Annotated in this window: 17 protein-coding genes; 15 read left to right on the top strand and 2 right to left on the bottom strand. The window is 54.8% G+C overall.

All coding sequences use genetic code 11. From position 1 onward, the window contains the following. The first annotated feature begins 34 nt into the window (after positions 1-34). The 15 genes from INT20_RS06220 to INT20_RS06150 all read left to right on the top strand — a co-directional run bounded on the left by INT20_RS06220 (position 35) and on the right by INT20_RS06150 (position 16,206). Complete coding sequence (locus INT20_RS06220) at positions 35-2,203, top strand: methyl-accepting chemotaxis protein (RefSeq protein WP_193056590.1); 2,169 nt, start codon at positions 35-37, stop codon at positions 2,201-2,203. Then, positions 2,200-3,066 carry a CheR family methyltransferase gene (locus INT20_RS06215; protein ID WP_193053678.1) on the top strand — a complete coding sequence of 289 codons (867 nt, stop codon included), beginning with the start codon at positions 2,200-2,202 and terminating at the stop codon, positions 3,064-3,066. Before INT20_RS06220 ends, INT20_RS06215 begins: the two co-directional genes overlap by 4 nt. A gap of 93 nt (positions 3,067-3,159) precedes the next feature. Then, positions 3,160-4,221, top strand: a complete 1,062-nt coding sequence (locus tag INT20_RS06210) for a protein-glutamate methylesterase/protein-glutamine glutaminase (protein ID WP_193053677.1) — start codon at positions 3,160-3,162, stop codon at positions 4,219-4,221. A 41-nt stretch (positions 4,222-4,262) separates the two neighbouring features. After that, positions 4,263-5,960 carry a methyl-accepting chemotaxis protein gene (locus INT20_RS06205; protein ID WP_193056589.1) on the top strand — a complete coding sequence of 566 codons (1,698 nt, stop codon included), beginning with the start codon at positions 4,263-4,265 and terminating at the stop codon, positions 5,958-5,960. A 51-nt stretch (positions 5,961-6,011) separates the two neighbouring features. Continuing rightward, entirely contained in the window at positions 6,012-6,401 is a 390-nt protein-coding gene (cheY, locus tag INT20_RS06200; protein ID WP_172117759.1) for a chemotaxis response regulator CheY, read from the top strand. Between the two features lie 42 nt (positions 6,402-6,443). Continuing rightward, positions 6,444-7,139: a protein phosphatase CheZ gene (gene cheZ, locus INT20_RS06195; RefSeq protein ID WP_193053675.1), complete on the top strand. Its 696-nt coding sequence runs from the start codon at positions 6,444-6,446 to the stop codon at positions 7,137-7,139. Between the two features lie 116 nt (positions 7,140-7,255). Beyond that, on the top strand, positions 7,256-8,422 hold the full coding sequence (gene flhB, locus INT20_RS06190) for a flagellar biosynthesis protein FlhB (RefSeq protein WP_193053674.1): 1,167 nt from the start codon (positions 7,256-7,258) through the stop codon (positions 8,420-8,422). Continuing rightward, positions 8,419-10,500: a flagellar biosynthesis protein FlhA gene (gene flhA, locus INT20_RS06185; RefSeq protein WP_193053673.1), complete on the top strand. Its 2,082-nt coding sequence runs from the start codon at positions 8,419-8,421 to the stop codon at positions 10,498-10,500. The genes flhB and flhA overlap by 4 nt, the downstream gene beginning before the upstream one ends. A 54-nt stretch (positions 10,501-10,554) precedes the next feature. Further along, positions 10,555-12,732, top strand: coding sequence for a flagellar biosynthesis protein FlhF (flhF, locus tag INT20_RS06180; RefSeq protein WP_193053672.1), 2,178 nt, complete (start codon positions 10,555-10,557; stop codon positions 12,730-12,732). Further along, entirely contained in the window at positions 12,729-13,307 is a 579-nt protein-coding gene (locus tag INT20_RS06175) for a hypothetical protein (protein WP_193053671.1), read from the top strand. The genes flhF and INT20_RS06175 overlap by 4 nt, the downstream gene beginning before the upstream one ends. A gap of 16 nt (positions 13,308-13,323) precedes the next feature. Then, positions 13,324-13,725 (top strand): flagellar protein FlhE, encoded by a 402-nt coding sequence (locus tag INT20_RS06170; protein WP_193053670.1) that lies wholly within the window; start codon positions 13,324-13,326, stop codon positions 13,723-13,725. Between the two features lie 26 nt (positions 13,726-13,751). Beyond that, positions 13,752-14,453, top strand: a complete 702-nt coding sequence (locus INT20_RS06165) for an RNA polymerase sigma factor FliA (protein ID WP_087109031.1) — start codon at positions 13,752-13,754, stop codon at positions 14,451-14,453. 43 nt (positions 14,454-14,496) lie between these two features. Further along, entirely contained in the window at positions 14,497-15,315 is an 819-nt protein-coding gene (locus INT20_RS06160) for a motility protein A (RefSeq protein WP_087109028.1), read from the top strand. Positions 15,316-15,319: 4 nt separating this feature from the next. Continuing rightward, positions 15,320-15,991 carry an OmpA/MotB family protein gene (locus tag INT20_RS06155; RefSeq protein WP_193053669.1) on the top strand — a complete coding sequence of 224 codons (672 nt, stop codon included), beginning with the start codon at positions 15,320-15,322 and terminating at the stop codon, positions 15,989-15,991. 23 nt (positions 15,992-16,014) lie between these two features. Next, entirely contained in the window at positions 16,015-16,206 is a 192-nt protein-coding gene (locus INT20_RS06150; RefSeq protein WP_193053668.1) for a hypothetical protein, read from the top strand. Here INT20_RS06150 and INT20_RS06145 read toward each other — a convergent pair. Together INT20_RS06145 and INT20_RS06140 are read right to left on the bottom strand one after the other, a co-directional pair. Next, the gene (locus INT20_RS06145; RefSeq protein ID WP_193053667.1) at positions 16,183-16,728 is read right to left on the bottom strand and encodes a hypothetical protein; all 546 of its coding nucleotides are present in this window, start codon (positions 16,726-16,728) and stop codon (positions 16,183-16,185) included. The two genes, INT20_RS06150 and INT20_RS06145, sit on opposite strands and share 24 nt — an antisense overlap. Positions 16,729-16,859: 131 nt before the next feature. Beyond that, positions 16,860-17,603 (bottom strand): Crp/Fnr family transcriptional regulator, encoded by a 744-nt coding sequence (locus INT20_RS06140; RefSeq protein ID WP_193053666.1) that lies wholly within the window; start codon positions 17,601-17,603, stop codon positions 16,860-16,862. Between the last annotated feature and the right edge of the window lies 1 nt (position 17,604).

Genomic DNA, 17,604 nt, shown 5'->3' with positions numbered 1-17,604 from the left:
CGATAGTTTAAGAACTGAACAATAAGGCCCCTAAATGCGCAATAACCAACCCATTTCGCAGTGTGAAATCGAGCTAAAAGAAGACGATTTTCTGGTCTCTCGTACGGATTTAAAAGGTCGTATTACGTACACGAACCCGGCATTTATTGAGATAAGTGGCTACACGCATGACGAGTTGATAGGTGCTCCGCATAACCTGGTTCGCCATCCGGATATGCCGCCTGCCGCGTTTGAGAATTTTTGGCAAACCGTACAGGGCGGAGATACCTGGCGTGGGTTGGTTAAAAATCGCTGTAAAAATGGTGATCACTACTGGGTGGACGCCAGCGTAACGCCAATTATTGAAAACGAGCAGGTGGTGGGTTACGCCTCGGTGCGTGTTCAAGCCTCACGTGAGGCCATAAAGCATGCTGAACAGGCTTATGCTGAAATACGGGAAGGGCGTAACAAGCATCTCTACCTGGACAAGGGGCGTCTGCGTCAGCGCGGTATCGGCCAGCGGCTGAAAAGGATTCAGTTTAATACCATTCGTGCCAAACTGGTGGGCATGATCGTGGTCGCCGCGGCGTTGCTGTTGGTTAGCGGTGGCTTGGGGCTTTACGGCCTTAACGCGTCGAGTGACCGGCTTGAGAGGCTTAATAGCGATGGCTTGCGCGATGTCGTCAGGCTGCAACAAATTGACCAAATGATCGCCAATACGCGCCAGGGAATGATTGAACCAGAGCGTATGGAGTTGATCAATCAGCGTTTTGAAATAGGTGAAACCATTGAGCAGCGTGCTGAAGAAGTAGCCACCGTATGGCAGGGCTATTACACCCGTGCGGTCAATAACACGCCGCTTGCCAGTGCGTTTAACGATCAACTTCAGGCCTTTCTTGAGGAGGGAATGGGTCAGGCGGCCCGTGTGCTGCAAGCCGAAGAGACCTACCAAGCGTTTACTGGGCTGGACGCCGTCATCAGCGTCATGTCTGATGAGGGGCGGGCACTTTCTGAAAGCGTGAATCAGCTCATTGAGCAAAAACAGCAAGCGGCTGAACAAATGGCGGTTGATGCCCAGCACGCGCAAAACACCATTATCGCAACGCAAGCGGTGGTGCTGGGGGTTGGGTTGGCGCTGCTGATAGCGATTGGTTGGTTAACCTTCCGCGCAATTATACGTCCCCTAAAGGGCGCATCACGTTTTACGCTGCAAATCGCGGGCGGTAACCTGGCGGCTTCCGCGCCCAAGCGTCAGCACGATGAAGTGGGCCAGCTACTTGATGGGCTTAATGCCATGCGTAAAAGCTTAAGCAGCATTATTGGCGACGTAAAAGGCGGGATAGATATCGTAACGCCTGCCGCACAAGATATTGCGACAGGTAATGAAGCGCTCTCTTCACGTACCGAGCAACAGGCTGCTTCGCTACAGCAAACGGCCTCCAGTATGGAAGAGATGACGGCTACCGTACGTCAGAATAGCGACAACGCTCAAGAAGCCCGCCGACTCGCCGATAATAACTCTACTCGGGTTTCTCAAACGGGCGAGCTAATGGCGCAGTTGGTAGACAATATGCAACGCATTACCCAAAGCTCTCAAAAGATGGCCGATATCATCAATACCATCGACTCGATAGCTTTCCAAACCAACATCCTGGCGCTGAATGCCTCGGTGGAGGCGGCGCGCGCCGGCGAACATGGGCGTGGCTTTGCCGTGGTGGCCGAAGAAGTGCATAATTTAGCCGGACAAAGCGCCGGCGCTGCCCAGGAAATTCGAGGGTTGATTGACGGTTCTAACAAGGAAGTCAATGCGGGCGCTGGGCTGGTTGAAAAAGCAGAAGCCGCGATCAGTGAGGTCGCTGAGGCGGCACGCAGTATTACCAATATCATGCACGAAATTTCGGCAGCGTCTGAAGAGCAAAGCAGTGGTATTGCGGAGGTAAACCAGGCAGTCGCCGAAATGGATCAAGCAACGCAGCAAAATGCTGTTCGAGTCCAGGAAACCGCCCGCGCGGCTGCCGCGTTAGAGCAACAGGCAAGCCTGCTGGCGTTATCGGTTGAAGCCGTTCGGCTTAACCAGAAGAGCCCAGAACGCCCTGTTGCCTTGGCGAACACGTTACCTGCTAAACAAGCAACAACGCTTGCCAGCCCCGCAGCGCGCAACAAAGTAGCCGCGCCTGCTGTGCAGCGACAAGCGACACCTGTAGAGGAATGGGAAGAATTTTGAGCGAACAACGCGAACCAGGTGTCGACGCCAATCAGTGGGCGTCTAGTCATCAGATTGAACGAGATCTGATGCTCACGGATGCGGATTTCTTACGAATACGAGAGCTTATTTACCAGCGTGCTGGCATCGTGTTGGCCGAGCATAAACGCGAGATGGTTTATAGCCGGTTAGCCAAGCGCCTTCGGCATCATGGCTTGACGCGTTTTACCGATTACCTGTTGCGTCTGGAGCGTCAGCCTGACGCAAAAGAGTGGGAGGCGTTTACCAATGCGCTGACGACTAATCTGACCGCGTTTTTTCGCGAGGCGCACCATTTCCCTCTTCTGGCAGAGCATCTTCGCCATAAGCAAGGTCCGTTCACTATTTGGTGCTCGGCTGCCTCAACAGGGGAAGAGCCTTATTCATTGGCCATGACGCTGTTAGAAACGTTAGGGCCGAAAGCCGCGCAGGCGAAAGTTATTGCCACCGATATAGATACCGATGCCCTAAGCCGTGCGCGCCTCGGTATTTATCCGCAAGAGCAGGTGCGCAAATTAGACGAAGCCCGTGTAAAGCGCTTTTTTCAGAAGGGCACCGGGCAGCAACAGGGTCTCGCTCGTGTGCGCCCGGAAGTTTCCGAGCTGGTTGAGTTTATGCCACTTAATCTGCTGTCGACACAGTGGCCGATTAAAGGCCCGTTTGATGCCATTTTTTGTCGAAATATCATGATCTATTTCGATAAAGAGACGCAGGCAAAGATTCTTAAGCGGTTTGCGCCCCTTATGAAGCCGGATGGCCTGCTGTTTGCCGGCCACTCTGAAAACTTTTCGTATATTAGTGATGCGTTCAAGCTGCGGGGCCAGACGGTATACACGCGGGCTTAATGGAACCATTTTCGTGCTTTTCATACGCCTAATGCGTGGTTATCCGTGCAAACAAGGCAGTATACCCGGCATTAACTGCAAAGGAGGCGTGCATTGAGCGCTGCCAAGATCAAAGTATTGTGTGTCGATGACTCGGCGCTGATTCGTGATTTGTTAACCGAAATTATCAACTCTCAGCCGGACATGGAAGTGGTTGCCGTGGCGCCTGATCCACTGGTTGCCAGGGATTTAATTAAGCAACACAACCCTGATGTGCTCACGCTTGACGTTGAAATGCCGCGCATGGATGGGCTCGATTTTCTGGAACGCCTGATGCGCCTGCGGCCCATGCCGGTCTTGATGGTGTCATCGCTCACGCAAAGCGGTTCGGAAATCACGCTGCGTGCACTTGAGCTTGGCGCGCTGGACTTTGTGGCCAAACCAAGCCTGGGTATTCGGCATGGCATGATGGAGTACGCCAATGAAATCGCCGAAAAGCTGCGTGCGGCCGCACGTTCACGGCCGCGTCAGGCGCGCCATAAAAATGCTCCACCGCCTGCACAGTTAAAAGCGCCGTTAGTCTCAAGCGAAAAGCTGATTATCATCGGCGCATCCACGGGCGGCACGGAAGCCATCCGTGCGGTATTAGAGCCGTTGCCTGCCAACTCCCCTGCCATTTTGATCACCCAGCATATGCCGGGAGGGTTTACGCGCTCGTTTGCCGAGCGCCTGGATCGGTTGTGTCGAATAACCGTCAAAGAGGCGACTGATGGTGAACGTATGCTGCCGGGCCACGCCTACATTGCCCCTGGCGACCAGCACTTAAAGCTCGTACGCAGCGGAGCAAACTATGTGGCACGCCTGGACAACGGGCCGCCGGTCAACCGGCACCGGCCATCCGTCGATGTACTGTTTCATTCCGCCGCTGAACAGGCTGGGCGTAACGCCATCGGGGTGATTCTAACCGGCATGGGCAAAGATGGGGCTGCGGGGCTTTTGGAAATGCGCCAGGCTGGCGCGCCTACCGTTGCCCAAAACGAGGCGACGTGTGTGGTCTTTGGTATGCCGCGTGAAGCGATAGCCGTGGGGGGCGCCGTGGAAGTTGCGGCACTCGATGATATTCCCGCCCGGTTGATGGCAATGGTAGCTGCCTCGGGTCGCTCCCAGCGGGTATAAACCTTTTTACTATAAAAATGCTTGGCGAAGGGGATGATCGAATGACACGTTTACTGCGTAACCTGAGTATCCATGCGGCTGTTGTGGCAGCATTACTGTGTTTTACCATGCTGATTATCATACTGGCGAGCATCAGTTTTCTATCAGAGGAACGATCACAGGAAAATCTGGCGACTTACGGGCTTATCAGTAGCGCTCAGTTGAATGAGATTAATCGGGCCGATTCGCTACTCAACCAGGCCATGCTGGCTATGGAGGTGGCTTCAAACTACTTAATGGTTGGCCAGATGAGCCAAACCAACGAGCAGTTGGCGATTGCCGCCGAGCGTATTGAGCGTGCCGAGATGCGTTTTGAGAACTTTGTGGCGACTCCTCGTACGCCGCAGGGTGAAGTGTTAGGAAGTGAGTTAATCGAAAGTTTTCGCGCCGTTATGACATTGGTAAAGCAGCAGCACGAAAGCTTTGAGCAGATGGATATGAATACCTATAACGACCTGCGCGATGCGTTAAGTGAACCGCTGATGAGCCTTGCAGCCAGCACGACGGCGTTCGTTGAGTATGGCTTCCAGCTGGTTGATGGTATTGGCCAAGAGGCGCACGCCCAAGGCAACTTTTTTAAACTGGTTAGCACCATTGCATTGGGTATAGCGTTGCTGGTTACGCTTGCCATTTATATTGGCTTACGCCGCACCGTGACGACGCCCTTAAACGATGCGGTTAAACGGTTAAATAAAATTGCCGAAGCGGATCTTACCCAACCACTACCTGAGGCGGGCAATAACGAGATTGGTCGCCTGTTTTCGGCGATGGCCACCATGCAGCAAAACCTGACGGGGATTGTTGCTCGGGTCCGAGAGGGCAGTTCTGAAATCCACTATGGTACGCGGGAAATCGCTAGCGGCAATGCCGACCTTTCCTCACGTACGGAGCAGCAAGCGGCGGCCATTGAGGAAACCGCAGCCAGCATGGAAGAGATGACGGCCACCGTGAAGCAGAACGCAGATAATTCGCGTCAAGCCAGCACGCTGGCGGCAGATGCCTCGACAACTGCTGAGCACGGTGGCCAAGTGGTCAGCCAAGTGGTTCAAACGATGCATGGTATATCGACAAGTTCGCAAAAAGTGGCCGATATCACCAGTGTTATTGACTCCATTGCGTTTCAAACCAATATCCTCGCACTGAATGCCTCAGTGGAGGCTGCACGTGCCGGTGAGCAGGGTCGTGGCTTTGCGGTGGTGGCGGGTGAAGTGCGCAATCTTGCTAGTCGTAGTGCCGATGCTGCCAAGGAAATCAGAACGCTAATTGATGCCTCGGTGAGCCAGATTAAGCAAGGCTCAACGCTCGTGGAGCAAGCAGGTTCTACCATGTCAGACGTTGTCACTGCCGTGCGCCGTGTGACTGACATCATGGATGAGATATCGGCCGCTTCACAGGAGCAAAGCGATGGCATTGAGCAGGTGAGCCATGCGGTTGGGCAGATGGATCAGGTCACCCAGCAAAACGCTGCCCTTGTCCAGGAAGCTTCCTCGGCTGCTGCCTCATTGGAAGAGCAGGCCAATCAGTTAGAGCAGGCGGTTGCCGTCTTTAAGTTGCTAGGATCTCAGACGCCTCAGCGCACTTCATTGCCTAAGCAAACGAATTCTACGCCGCCTCGCGCTGCGGAAAAAAGTTTACCGGCGGCCTCCGCGCCACGATCAACGCCAACCCACAGCGACCACGCAGAGTGGGAAGCTTTTTAACCCTGACTATATAACTCGTCATCAAGACGTGAATTGATAAGAGGATGAGCAATGGCCGACAAGAACATGAGCTTTTTGGTAGTCGACGACTTTCCTACCATGCGCCGGATTGTACGTAGCCTGCTTAAAGAGCTGGGTTTTACCAATGTCGATGAAGCAGAAGATGGTCAGGACGCGCTTAATAAGCTGCGTGCAGGTGATTTTGAATTTGTTGTTTCTGACTGGAATATGCCTAACCTGGACGGTTTGGAAATGCTCAAGGAAATTCGTCAGGATGACGGCTTGAAGCATTTGCCGGTATTGATGGTAACGGCAGAAGCCAAGAAAGAAAATATTATCGCGGCCGCTCAAGCGGGTGCTAACGGCTACGTCGTTAAGCCATTTACCGCGGCTACCCTTGAAGAGAAGCTTAATAAAATCTTCGAAAAAATGGGTAAATAAAGCGGCTGGGCCGAAGGGCCTGGTGAGCGAGGAGATAATACCATGAGTCAGAATGAGCAGATCGACTCTAGCCCGCTATCCGAGGAAGGCGCTGAAGAGCTAATTCATCGCATCGGCAAGCTTACTCGCATGCTACGCGATAATATGCGCGAGCTGGGATTGGATAAAGAGATCGAAAAAGCGGCTGAAGCCATTCCTGATGCGCGAGATCGGCTGCACTATGTTGCCACGATGACCGAGCAGGCAGCCGACCGCGCATTGAATGCGATTGATCGTGCTCAGCCACTTCAGGATGAACTCTCTGAGCGTGCTGAAGGGCTTGATAAGCAGTGGGCTGAGTGGTTTGAAGCGCCCAAGGATCTGGAAGATGCCAAGGCGCTCGTTAAGGATACGCGCAGCTACTTAAGCGATGTGCCTACGATGACGGCGGCGACGAGTAAAGAGCTTCTTGAAATCATGATGGCTCAGGACTTCCAGGATCTGACCGGCCAGGTGATCAAGAAAATGATGGACGTGATCCGTGAGATCGAATATCAGCTTGTTCAGGTGCTGATCGACAACGTACCGGGTGCTCAGGTACGCGAATCGATGCAGCGCAAGGCCGAAGATCAGTGGAAAAACGACAGTGCACGACGTAAAGAGGATTTGTTGAACGGCCCGCAAATCAAGGAGAGTGCGCCCGATATCGTCACTGGTCAGGATCAGGTGGACGACTTATTGGACGAATTGGGCTTTTAATGCGGCGTTATTAGAGCATTGTAAAAAGCCGTATCTGGCAATATAAGCGTTTTGTTCAGCCGTCCCTTGGGGCGGCTGACTTTATGGTGCGCCACGCACGCTAAGCCGGATGTAGCATGGCAGATAACGATAGCGATCAGGAAAAGACCGAAGAGGCCACGCCCAGGCGCAAAAGCAAAGCGCGTGAAGAGGGGCAGGTACCTCGGTCGCGTGAGCTAACCACGTTTTTGCTGCTGCTGGGCGGTGTCGGTGGGTTATGGGGCATGGGGCAGATTTTTTATGACCAGTTGGGAATGGTCATGGAGCAGGCTTTCATGTTTGACCGGCGCCAAGCCATGGAAGAGATGCCCATGCTGGTCAATGCGCTAAACCTGGGGCAGCGGACGCTGTTTACCATGATGCCGCTATTTCTACTGCTGGCGGTCATTGCGTTAACGGCTCCTGCCTTACTGGGGGGGTGGCTGATATCCGCAAAGTCCATGCAGCCCAAGCTCTCCAAGCTAAACCCTATCGCAGGGGTTAAGCGGATATTTTCGACCCAAGCGTTGATTGAGCTGGCGAAAGCGATTGCCAAGTCGGTGCTGGTGGGTAGCGTGGCCGGGACGTTTTTGTATCTCAACCTGGGTAAGTTTTTAGCGCTAATGGATCAGCCCGTGCATCAAGCACTGGTCAGTGCGCTTAATATGGCGGCCCAGGCGGCTGGTTTGGTCGTACTGTCGCTAATGATCGTCATTCTTATCGATGTACCTTTTCAGCTGTGGAGTAACGCCAAGAAGCTGCGCATGAGTAAAGAAGAGGTGAAGCGCGAGCATAAAGAGTCAGAAGGTGACCCCCATGTTAAAGGACGCATTCGTCAACAGCAGCAGACGATGGCTCGGGGTAGAATGATGAGCAAGGTGCCAGAGGCCGACGTTATTATTACCAACCCAACGCATTATGCCGTGGCCTTGATGTATCAAGAGGGCAGCATGGGAGCACCGCGACTGGTGGCCAAAGGGGCGGATGCCGTTGCGGTAAAAATACGCGAGCTGGGCATAGAGGCAGGCGTTCCTCGCTTGGAGGCTGCACCGCTGGCGCGCGCCCTTTATCATCATGTGGATCTAGAGGCCGAAGTGCCTGCCGAGCTTTATACAGCGGTGGCAGAAGTGATGGCGTGGGCTTACCGCTTAAAGCATGTTGGACAACAAGGAGGCGAGGTGCCCCCAACTCCCGATAATCTGCCGGTACCCCCGGAAATGCAAACCCCTGGCCGTCAGGCCAGTGGCAATGAGGCACCGCCATGAAAGGTTTAAACCAACTGGTCTCTCAGCGTGGCTGGATGGGCGAGGTACGCATGAAGCTGCTTGCCGGGCCGGTGCTGATTTTAATGATTTTGGGCATGATGATCCTGCCCTTGCCGCCCTTTGCGCTGGATATGCTGTTCACCTTTAACATCGCCTTGGCCATCATGGTGTTGTTGGTCAGCATGTTTGCCGAAAAGCCTTTGGATTTTGCTGCGTTTCCTGCTGTTTTGCTATTTACCACGCTACTGCGTCTTTCGCTTAACGTCGCCTCAACGCGGGTAGTATTGATGGATGGCTACGCGGGCGGCGCATCGGCCGGTAAGGTCATCGAAGCGTTTGGTACCTTTCTGGTAGGGGGTAATTTTGCCGTTGGCCTAGTGGTCTTCTTGATACTGGTCATTATCAATTTCATGGTGATCACCAAGGGCGCTGGGCGAATTGCTGAGGTCGGCGCACGTTTTACGCTGGATGCAATGCCTGGCAAGCAGATGGCCATTGATGCCGATTTAAATGCTGGCTTGATTGGTGAAGAAGAAGCCAAAAAGCGTCGTTCAGAAGTCGCCCAGGAAGCCGACTTTTATGGCTCGATGGACGGTGCCAGTAAGTTTGTACGCGGTGATGCCATGGCGGGTCTGGTCATCATGGTGGTTAATATTATCGGTGGCCTGTTGATTGGTATGATGCAGCACGATATGAGCTTCGCCGATGCGGGCCGTACTTATACGCTGCTAACGATTGGCGACGGCCTGGTCGCTCAGATTCCGGCACTGGTCATTTCCACCGCGGCTGGTGTAACGGTATCGCGCGTTAATACCGAGCAGGATGTTGGCCAGCAAATGATCAGCCAACTGTTCGTGAACCCTCAGGTGATGATTCTGGCGGCCGCGGTTATGGGGCTGCTGGGCCTGGTGCCGGGCATGCCGAACTTTGTCTTTCTGTTTTTTACCGCACTGCTGGGCGGTTTGGCTTGGCTCTTGATGCGTCACAATCAGAAAGTCCAAGTGAAAGAGGAGATCGCTACAGAAGCACCTGTTACCCAGGAAACTCCTGAGGCCAGCTGGGAAGATGTCCATCTGGTCGATACCCTTGGACTTGAAGTGGGCCATCGTTTAATCCCACTGGTCGATGCCCGCCAAAAAGGCGAGCTTCTGGGGCGTATTAAAAGCGTGCGTAAAAAGTTTGCTCAGGAGGTCGGTTTCCTGCCACCGGTGGTGCATATCCGCGACAACCTGGAACTGCCGCCTAATACCTACGTGCTCTCCATGAAAGGCGCTGAAATAGGTCGCGCCGAAGCGCAGACAGGCAAGTGGCTCGCCATTGACCCGGGGCAGGTCTCTGGGGAACTGCAAGGGACTGCCACTCACGACCCTGCCTTTGGTTTACCCGCGGTTTGGATCGACACCAATCAGCGTGAGCACGCCCAGGTGTATGGCTATACTGTGGTCGATGCCAGTACCGTTATTGCGACTCACCTTAATCATTTGCTACATCGACATTCACCCGAAATGCTGGGCCGCCAGGAGGTCCAGAAGCTGCTCGACAAGCTGGGCGAAGAGCAGAAATCACTGGTAGAAGAAGTAGTGCCCAAGGCAATTTCTCTGACCATTCTGCAACGTATTTTGCAGAATCTGCTGGAAGAGGATGTGTCTATTCGTGACATGCGCACGATTCTGGACACCCTGGCAGAGCATGCCGGTCAGCAAAAAGATCCTAATGAGCTTACCGCGCTGGTGCGTATTGCATTAGGCCGGGCCATTACGCAGCAGTGGTTTGCCGGACAGGAAACCCTCAATGTGATGGGGCTGGATGCCCAACTGGAGCAGGTACTGATACAGGCGATGAACGGGAATGGCGCGATGGAGCCAGGCTTGGCTGAAACCTTGATGGATCAGGCGCAGCAGGCTCTGGAGCAGCATGAAAGTAGCGGGGAGGCACCGGTATTGGTGGTTCAGCACTCGCTGCGTGGCGTGCTATCACGCTTTTTGCGCCGTCGTTTGCGGCATCTTGTGGTCATGTCACAAGCAGAAATTCCGGATGACCGCACGCTGCGTGTGACCACCACAGTGGGTGGCCGCTAACCATGACCGCAAGCAGCGAACGTGTCAGCTATGTGTACAAACAAAAGGTAAGACATGAGCGTTAGGCGTTTTACGGGAGCAAACAGTCGTGATGTCATGCGCCAGGTGCGTGAAACGCTGGGAGATGATGCGCTAATTTTGGCGAACCGCCGTACTGATGACGGCGTTGAAATCATGGCGATGGCCGATGAGGCTGTCGAGCCTGTCGACGCCGCGTTAGAGGTAACCGCAAGTACGGTAGAACCCGCTACAGCGACGGACCCTCTTCAGGCCATGAGTGAGCGCCTACTGCGTGAAATGCAAGATATGCGCGCGCTTTTAACTAACCAACAGGTAACGAGCCAGCAGGCGCCTCGGCCCGCCGAGTCGGTGCAACAAGCCTCCGATACGCGCGCGCGGCTTTCTCAGTTGTTGACGCGAGTTGGCTTTAGCGCCGAGCTTGGCGATGAAGTACTCGCGGGTCTGCCAGCATCATTGAAAGCGCTTGGCCCTGAAAGTGAGCAACCGCTTGATTGGCTGCGCCAGCAGCTGACAAGCAGGCTTCATGTGTTAAATGACGAGGCCAGTTTTTTTGACCAAACGGGCATCGTCGCCTTGGTCGGTCCTACCGGAATAGGCAAAACCACGACCACCGCAAAGCTTGCGGCGCGCTTTGTGATGCGACATGGCACACGCCCTGTCGCGCTGGTCACCACGGATAGCTTTCGTATCGGCGCCCATGAGCAGCTCAGGATTTACGCACGCCTGTTGGATACCCCCATGTACGCCCTTGATGCTGAGCAGCCGGTCGATGATCTGCTGGGCCGCCTTCACGGCAAGCAGTGGGTCATGATTGATACGGTTGGGATGAGCCAGCGTGACCAGCGTGTTATTGATCAAATTGCTCATTTGCAGGGCGGAAGTTCCACGGTAAGGCTGGTACTGCTGTTGAACGCGGCTAGCCAGCCAGAAACCCTGGAAGAAGTCGTGCTGCGTTATCGTCAGGCCGCGCGGGCGGCAGGCGCTGAGCTTGATGACTGTATTATTACCAAGCAGGATGAAGCCGGCCGACTAGCCCCCGTGCTGGATATTGTTATCCGTCATGGTATGCGCGTGCTGTTTAGCTCTCATGGGCAGCAAGTGCCCGAAGATATGAGCGTGGCGCTGCCGGATGCGCTGATCAACCAGGCGTTGGAAAGCCAGGCGAAAGCAGCGCCGCAGCCTGGCTTCACGGCACCGGCTAGCATGCCTCGCTGGTCGCGAGATGTGCTTGGCCAAGGGCGGAGGCTGTCGCTACTACTGACGCGGCTGCGCCAGCGTTTGGCAGGCTTCGCCACGCTGGAAGCCATGTGGGATGTTAGCGCTTTGCCGAGCGAGCTACAGAGCGCGCAGCTTACTCGTCTGTTGCCGCACGCGTTACCCGCCCCTGGTGTGGTGTGGGCGGCACGCCGTAACGAGCGTGGCTGTGATTGGTCGATGCCGGATATCAGCATGGACGAACGGGGCGCTTGGCATGCCGTCCCCATGCTTCAACATCGCCAACCTGCGGGTTGGCAGGCCAGGCTTGAGACACGAATGGAGGCGGGCGCCACGGTGCATCTATTGCCCGTGCTGCCTCCGGCAGAAACCGTGCAGTGGCTGAATGAGCAACAGCTGACTTGGGTCAGCCTTGTGACATCCGCACAGCGTGTATACTTTCATGGCGAGCGTTCTGCGCTACGCGGACTATTTGAACAAAGCACGCTCAGCCATCATGTCAGCGTGCGGTTTCGTGGCCAGTCCATGCAGTTATGGACCGCTTATGCCGAAGTGCAAAATGAGGCGGGCAGTGTACTGCTTGCGTGGTATGGGGAGGTTCGTGACCCCGAAAGTGCCAAGGTCGTTGCCCGGCGCTACTGGTTGACGCCGGCTCGTTTAGGCGCCGATGTACTTTTCCAACTGGTCATTCAGCTGCAAAGTGAGGGCCTGGCAGCGCTCACCAAACGCGCGTTGCAGCAGTTTAAAGAGGCCGATAGCGGGGACGTGGATCCAGAAGTACGTCTACTGTTAGCCAGCGGCGTCGCGTCAGTGGTCGGGCATTTGGATAACGCGGATGATGATGAGGCGTCCAGTCTGCGTAGCGATCTACTCAGCCTGTTGGGCACGCGCCGAAAACGCCGCGATACGGCCATGCTGGATGCGTTGATGTACGCCTTTATGGCGCGCGACGCCATTCGCCAATTGGGCAGCGTTAGCCGAGAGGTGAATGTATGAGTCAGGATCAGGCGGCGGGCTTGCGCCAATGGGCCGACAGCCAGCGTCAGAAGCAGGCACCCAGCCAGCCTGATGCGCCGTTGGCAAGTGATATGGAGGTGATGAGCGAAGCGCCTGCGCCCGCGCCAGGTGCTGTTTCGCCCACCCCCACGATTGACGAGCAGCCGGTTGCGAAAGCCCCTTCGCGACCTAAAAAGCCCTTGTATATTATTGGTTTGCCAGGGCAGGGCGCGCAGGCTGTCAAACAGGCTCAACATCGCCTGGCTCAATGGTCTGCGCTGGGCCGTCACTGGGCAGGATCACCTGACGATTGGGATATACAGGCGGTTAGCGTTAATGCGCCTGATCTGGCTCAGCTAAGTGCTCGGCATGCGCGTTGGGCGCTCTGGGTTAACAGCGATGCGGACGCATTTGCCGAGATGTACCGGCTACTTCGCCAGGCGCGTGACAATGGCGGGCCTCGCCGATTATTGGCACTGCACGAGCCCTCTTTGTCGCGCCAAGGCTTGTTGGAAAACTTGCGTGAAGCCGCTAGCCACTATTTGGCCATCGATCTTCTGGTGCTGGCGCGCTGATAAGGAAATATTCGACATGTTAAGCAAGCTATTCAAGATGATGGGTGTTTGCGGGTTGATAGGTCTCATCGGTAGCGCTCAGGCGGCGGGCAGCTGGAGCACCTCGGTGCCGGGCGTGATGGTGGCCATGAGTGACCGGGAAACCCGTAGCCAGTCAATGACGCCACCCGATTCTGTACAGGTGCACAATCGTGTGATTGATCGGATACACTGGCAGCTTGAGGCGCCGCCGGGCAGCGCTATCAACGCATGGCTATGCCATCCGGAGCAGTGTGTGGCTCTCTCGGGAGGGCGCGGAACGGTCACCGAGCTGGCGGGAAGGCAGGTAAGTGCTCCTTTGCAGTTTCGTTTTAAGTTACTGCCTGGACAGCGGCCTGTTCGTGTTCAGGGTCTGCAAGTCATTGTGAACTATCAGTAAAAGTTGTATAGCCGCGAGGCAAAAAGATGTACACAGCACAAGGCAGAATCAAGCAAGGCGAGCTATTCACACAATACATGCCACTGGTAAGACGTCATGCCTTAACACTGCAGGTCAGGTTGCCAGCCAGTATTGAACTTGATGATCTTATTCAGGCGGGCACGGTAGGGCTTTTAGAAGCACTGGGCCGTTTTGATGCCGCTCATGGTGCCAGCTTTGCGACGTTTGCCAGCCAGCGTATCCGTGGGGCGATGGTCGATGAACTGCGTACGCGGGATTGGTTGCCACGCAGCGTGCGCCGCGCTGCGCGCGCTGTGGACGACGCGATCCGGCGGCTAGAGCAGCAGCTCGGGCGCTCGCCGGAAGAGAGTGAAATTGCCTTGGCGCTTGAGATGCCGCTGGGTGATTACCAACAGCTGCTCAACGACACCAATAGCGGTCAGCTATTGCCGTTTGAAGAGTTGGTTGCCGATGGTGGTGAGCCGGTAAGTTTTGATGTGAGCAACTTGCCGTTTGAAAAGCTGCTGGATGAGCAGCAGCGCCAAACATTGGTTGCTGCCATTGAGGCGTTGCCAGAGCGCGAGAAACTGCTCATGGCACTTTATTACCAGGAAGAGCTGAATTTAAAAGAAGTGGGCGCCGTGCTGGGCGTGACCGAGTCGCGTGTGTCTCAGTTGCATAGCCAAGCCATTAGCCGTCTGCGTGCCCGGTTGCATGATTCAGCCTAAACAACCGATACGTTAACTCACAATAACCGGCGAGGAGCCGTTGATGAACCCGTCCACGTTGATAGGTATATTCGCCAGTATGCTGCTGCTAGTAAGCGTGCTGTTCTTTACTGCGGAGTCCCCTGAAAGTTTTATCAATCTGCCGGGCCTGGCGATTGTTATAACCGGTACTCTGGCCGCTACTTTTATAAGCTATCCGCTAAAAGAGGTGTTACGCGTTGTACGCTTGGTAGGGCTTGTCTTTCGGCGTGAAAATACCTATATACGCGACGATATCAACGAGCTGGTCGCCATGTCCCGGCTATGGTTTAAAGGCGATGTGCGTGCAGTCGAACAAGAGTTGGAGCATACGCGCAATCCGTTTTTACGTACCGGTATTCAGTTAGTCATTGCCAATACCAAAGAAGATGAGATCTTCGACATGCTGCGTTGGCGGATTGCCCGGCTCAAGGCTCGCGAGCACGCAGAAGCCCAGATTTTTCGCACCATGGCGACCTATGCGCCAGCGTTTGGCATGATTGGCACGCTGGTGGGATTGGTTAATATGCTGGAAGTCATGGATGCCGGTGACCTGGATGTCATTGGCCCCCGTATGGCGGTGGCGCTGCTCACCACCTTCTACGGTATTTTGCTGGCGAATCTGGTGTTTAAACCCATCGCGGTGAAGCTAGAACGACGTACAGAAGAGCGCCTGATTACCATGAACATGGTGCTGGAAGGTATTTCACTGATCACCAAGCGCCGCCTGCCCTCTTTTATTGAGGAAACGCTCAATTCATTTATCGCCAACTATAACGATGAGATTCGCGATGCCACTATAAAGCCCCGGCCTGATACACCAAGCGCGACGGCAAAGGGCTAAGGCGATGCTGGATAACAATACGCGCCATGCGCTGGAGCTTCCCGCCGGGCAGGGTGAAAGCGATGAGAGCTGGCTGACCAGTTATCTGGACGTGCTCACCCTGCTGATTACGCTGTTTGTTTTGTTGCTGGCTTTGGCTCCCCCCGGTGGTAATGAAGCACTTGAGGGTGAGGAAGCGTCCATGGCCAGCGTGATTAGCTCACTGCCCTTGGCAACGCTTGCCACCGGTATTCACCCGCGCCATAGCGGGTTGCAGCCCCAGATGGCGGCATTGGATATTCCCGGCGTCAGCGTATCGCAGGGCCAGGAGGGCGTAACGCTACGCATTGATGATAGCCTTTTATTTCCCAGTGGCGAGGCAGTGCTCACCTCTCTAGGCCAAGAGGTGATAGAAAGTCTTGTCGATGTGTTCGCGGCCTTTGATGGTCAGGTTTCCGTTGAAGGACATACTGACAATCTTCCTATTGCGACCACTCGGTTCCCTTCCAACTGGGAACTCTCCGCCGGACGTGCGATTGCCGTTATGCGCCACCTGGAAGGTCAGGGCATAGCGATTTCTCGAATGCGGGCCGTTGGTTATGCGGATACTCAACCTATGGAGAGCAACGCAACACCTGAAGGGCGAGCTGCTAACCGGCGCGTTGAACTGTTGTTACGACAACAGCCAGAAGGGTGAGTGGACTGCTCAAGGCTGGGGTTGTGCCTAAGCATCCCCTTCTGCTGCAGTCGTATGCTGCCCTGTTGGTGCTTGATGTCGATCGTCGGCGCATCCAGGCGACCAGTACAAATCTGGCCGCGCTGATGGGACTCTCACGCCAATCGGTAACGTTAACCCAATTGCTGGGGACGCGTTTAATCCAGCGACTTTCAGGGCGACGCGGTTTCACATAGCGTTTGCATGCGCTCAATCGCTTGATCGGCGCCTTCAAGCTGAAACGTCATGTACCAGGGGGGCTGTTCGCCTCGATCAAACCCCAGGAAAAGTTGCTCGCCTTGTTCCATCTGGTGCATTAGCGTCTGCATATCAGCAAGATAAAAGTGTACGTAAAAGCCGTTATCGCCTCGCTCGGTGATGAATTCTGCCATGGTATCGACCGCGGGCTGCTCATCGATACGCAGCCGGGTCGGCACCAGGTTGACGGTTTTACTTTCGCCTTGCTGCTCCTCCAGCGTGACACGCACTTCAAGCCACGGTAAATCACACACGTTTTGGGTGGCATTCAGGCTGAGTGTCGCGTCGGAATAACTATGGGTTTCAACGGCGCGAAAGTGGTGCTCATTACCCAGCGTTAACGCCATTGATTGCCACTGGCCATGCGACTGTATGTCCTCCATATTAAAGTTCGCCGCCTGTGTTAACGGTGCAATAAGTAGAAGGGTGGCGCTTGCCAAGGCTGTTGAATAGGGTGTCATGTCAGCACATCAAGGTTGGGTAAGAAAAGCCCAGCGTTTATGACGGGTTTGCCCGCAGCAAAGGCGCCGGGTGCTTTCTATAAACCACTACCGCCCGTGGCAGCACGTGGTAATGGTAGTGGTAATGGCCACTAGGCAGAAAGTTCGAATAATGGCCTAACGTCGTCATTAAGATAACAGTCATCAAACTCGCCGACTGCCGCCAGTGCTTGAAGATCAGGAATCGTAACGTTGTGACGATCACGAAATACCAGACCTTCTTCGCTCAGCAAGCTAAAGGTGCGGCTAACATGTACAGGGCTTAAGCCCAGAATGTCAGCTAGCTGCTCTTGAGAGAGCGGGAGTCGAAGCTGCCCGTCGGTATGGCTATTGGTCTGGCGCAGTCTCAAATACATTTCGTACAGGAAGTGCGCTGTTTTTTGCCGAGCACTGCGTCGGGCAAGCGTTACTAGTCGTTCGGTGAGCAGTGCCTGGTGACGGCTGGTGATCGCAAATACCACCGAGGTTAGTGGCACCGACTGACGAAATACGTCAAGCAGGCGTTTGTGCGGAAAATGACAGATTACGCCATCGGTAATCATGCGAACACTTTCCAGACGTTGCGAAAACGCGAACTCACGCAGGCCAATAATATCGCCAGGCAAATAAATTTCCAGAATCTGTCGATCACCGTTTTCAAGGTGGCGATAGGAGTAGGCCCAACCACTTTTCAAGGTGCAAAATTCGCCAGCCGGATCACCGAGTTCCCATAGCAGTGAGCCCGCTGTGATATCCGTAGGGCTCTCTTCCAGGGACGCTAACAGGGCTTTATCTGCCGTGCTTAATGAGCAGTAGTGGCTGAAGTGGTGAAGAATGCAGCTTTGATCTTCGCTCACA

It is taken from the genome of Halomonas citrativorans (assembly GCF_014898005.1).
GTDB classification, from domain to species: Bacteria; Pseudomonadota; Gammaproteobacteria; order Pseudomonadales; family Halomonadaceae; genus Vreelandella; species Vreelandella citrativorans.
This window is presented reverse-complemented; position numbering and strand designations above follow the sequence as displayed.

Coding starts and splice junctions, on each gene's coding strand:
- cheY (WP_172117759.1), top strand. CDS start 6,012: ATGGCCGACAAGAACATGAGCTTTTTGGTAGTCGACGACTTTCCTACC.
- INT20_RS06155 (WP_193053669.1), top strand. CDS start 15,320: ATGCTGGATAACAATACGCGCCATGCGCTGGAGCTTCCCGCCGGGCAG.
- INT20_RS06220 (WP_193056590.1), top strand. CDS start 35: ATGCGCAATAACCAACCCATTTCGCAGTGTGAAATCGAGCTAAAAGAA.
- flhF (WP_193053672.1), top strand. CDS start 10,555: ATGAGCGTTAGGCGTTTTACGGGAGCAAACAGTCGTGATGTCATGCGC.
- INT20_RS06205 (WP_193056589.1), top strand. CDS start 4,263: ATGACACGTTTACTGCGTAACCTGAGTATCCATGCGGCTGTTGTGGCA.
- INT20_RS06160 (WP_087109028.1), top strand. CDS start 14,497: ATGAACCCGTCCACGTTGATAGGTATATTCGCCAGTATGCTGCTGCTA.
- INT20_RS06170 (WP_193053670.1), top strand. CDS start 13,324: ATGTTAAGCAAGCTATTCAAGATGATGGGTGTTTGCGGGTTGATAGGT.
- INT20_RS06165 (WP_087109031.1), top strand. CDS start 13,752: ATGTACACAGCACAAGGCAGAATCAAGCAAGGCGAGCTATTCACACAA.
- flhA (WP_193053673.1), top strand. CDS start 8,419: ATGAAAGGTTTAAACCAACTGGTCTCTCAGCGTGGCTGGATGGGCGAG.
- INT20_RS06145 (WP_193053667.1), bottom strand. CDS start 16,728: ATGACACCCTATTCAACAGCCTTGGCAAGCGCCACCCTTCTACTTATT.
- flhB (WP_193053674.1), top strand. CDS start 7,256: ATGGCAGATAACGATAGCGATCAGGAAAAGACCGAAGAGGCCACGCCC.
- INT20_RS06175 (WP_193053671.1), top strand. CDS start 12,729: ATGAGTCAGGATCAGGCGGCGGGCTTGCGCCAATGGGCCGACAGCCAG.
- cheZ (WP_193053675.1), top strand. CDS start 6,444: ATGAGTCAGAATGAGCAGATCGACTCTAGCCCGCTATCCGAGGAAGGC.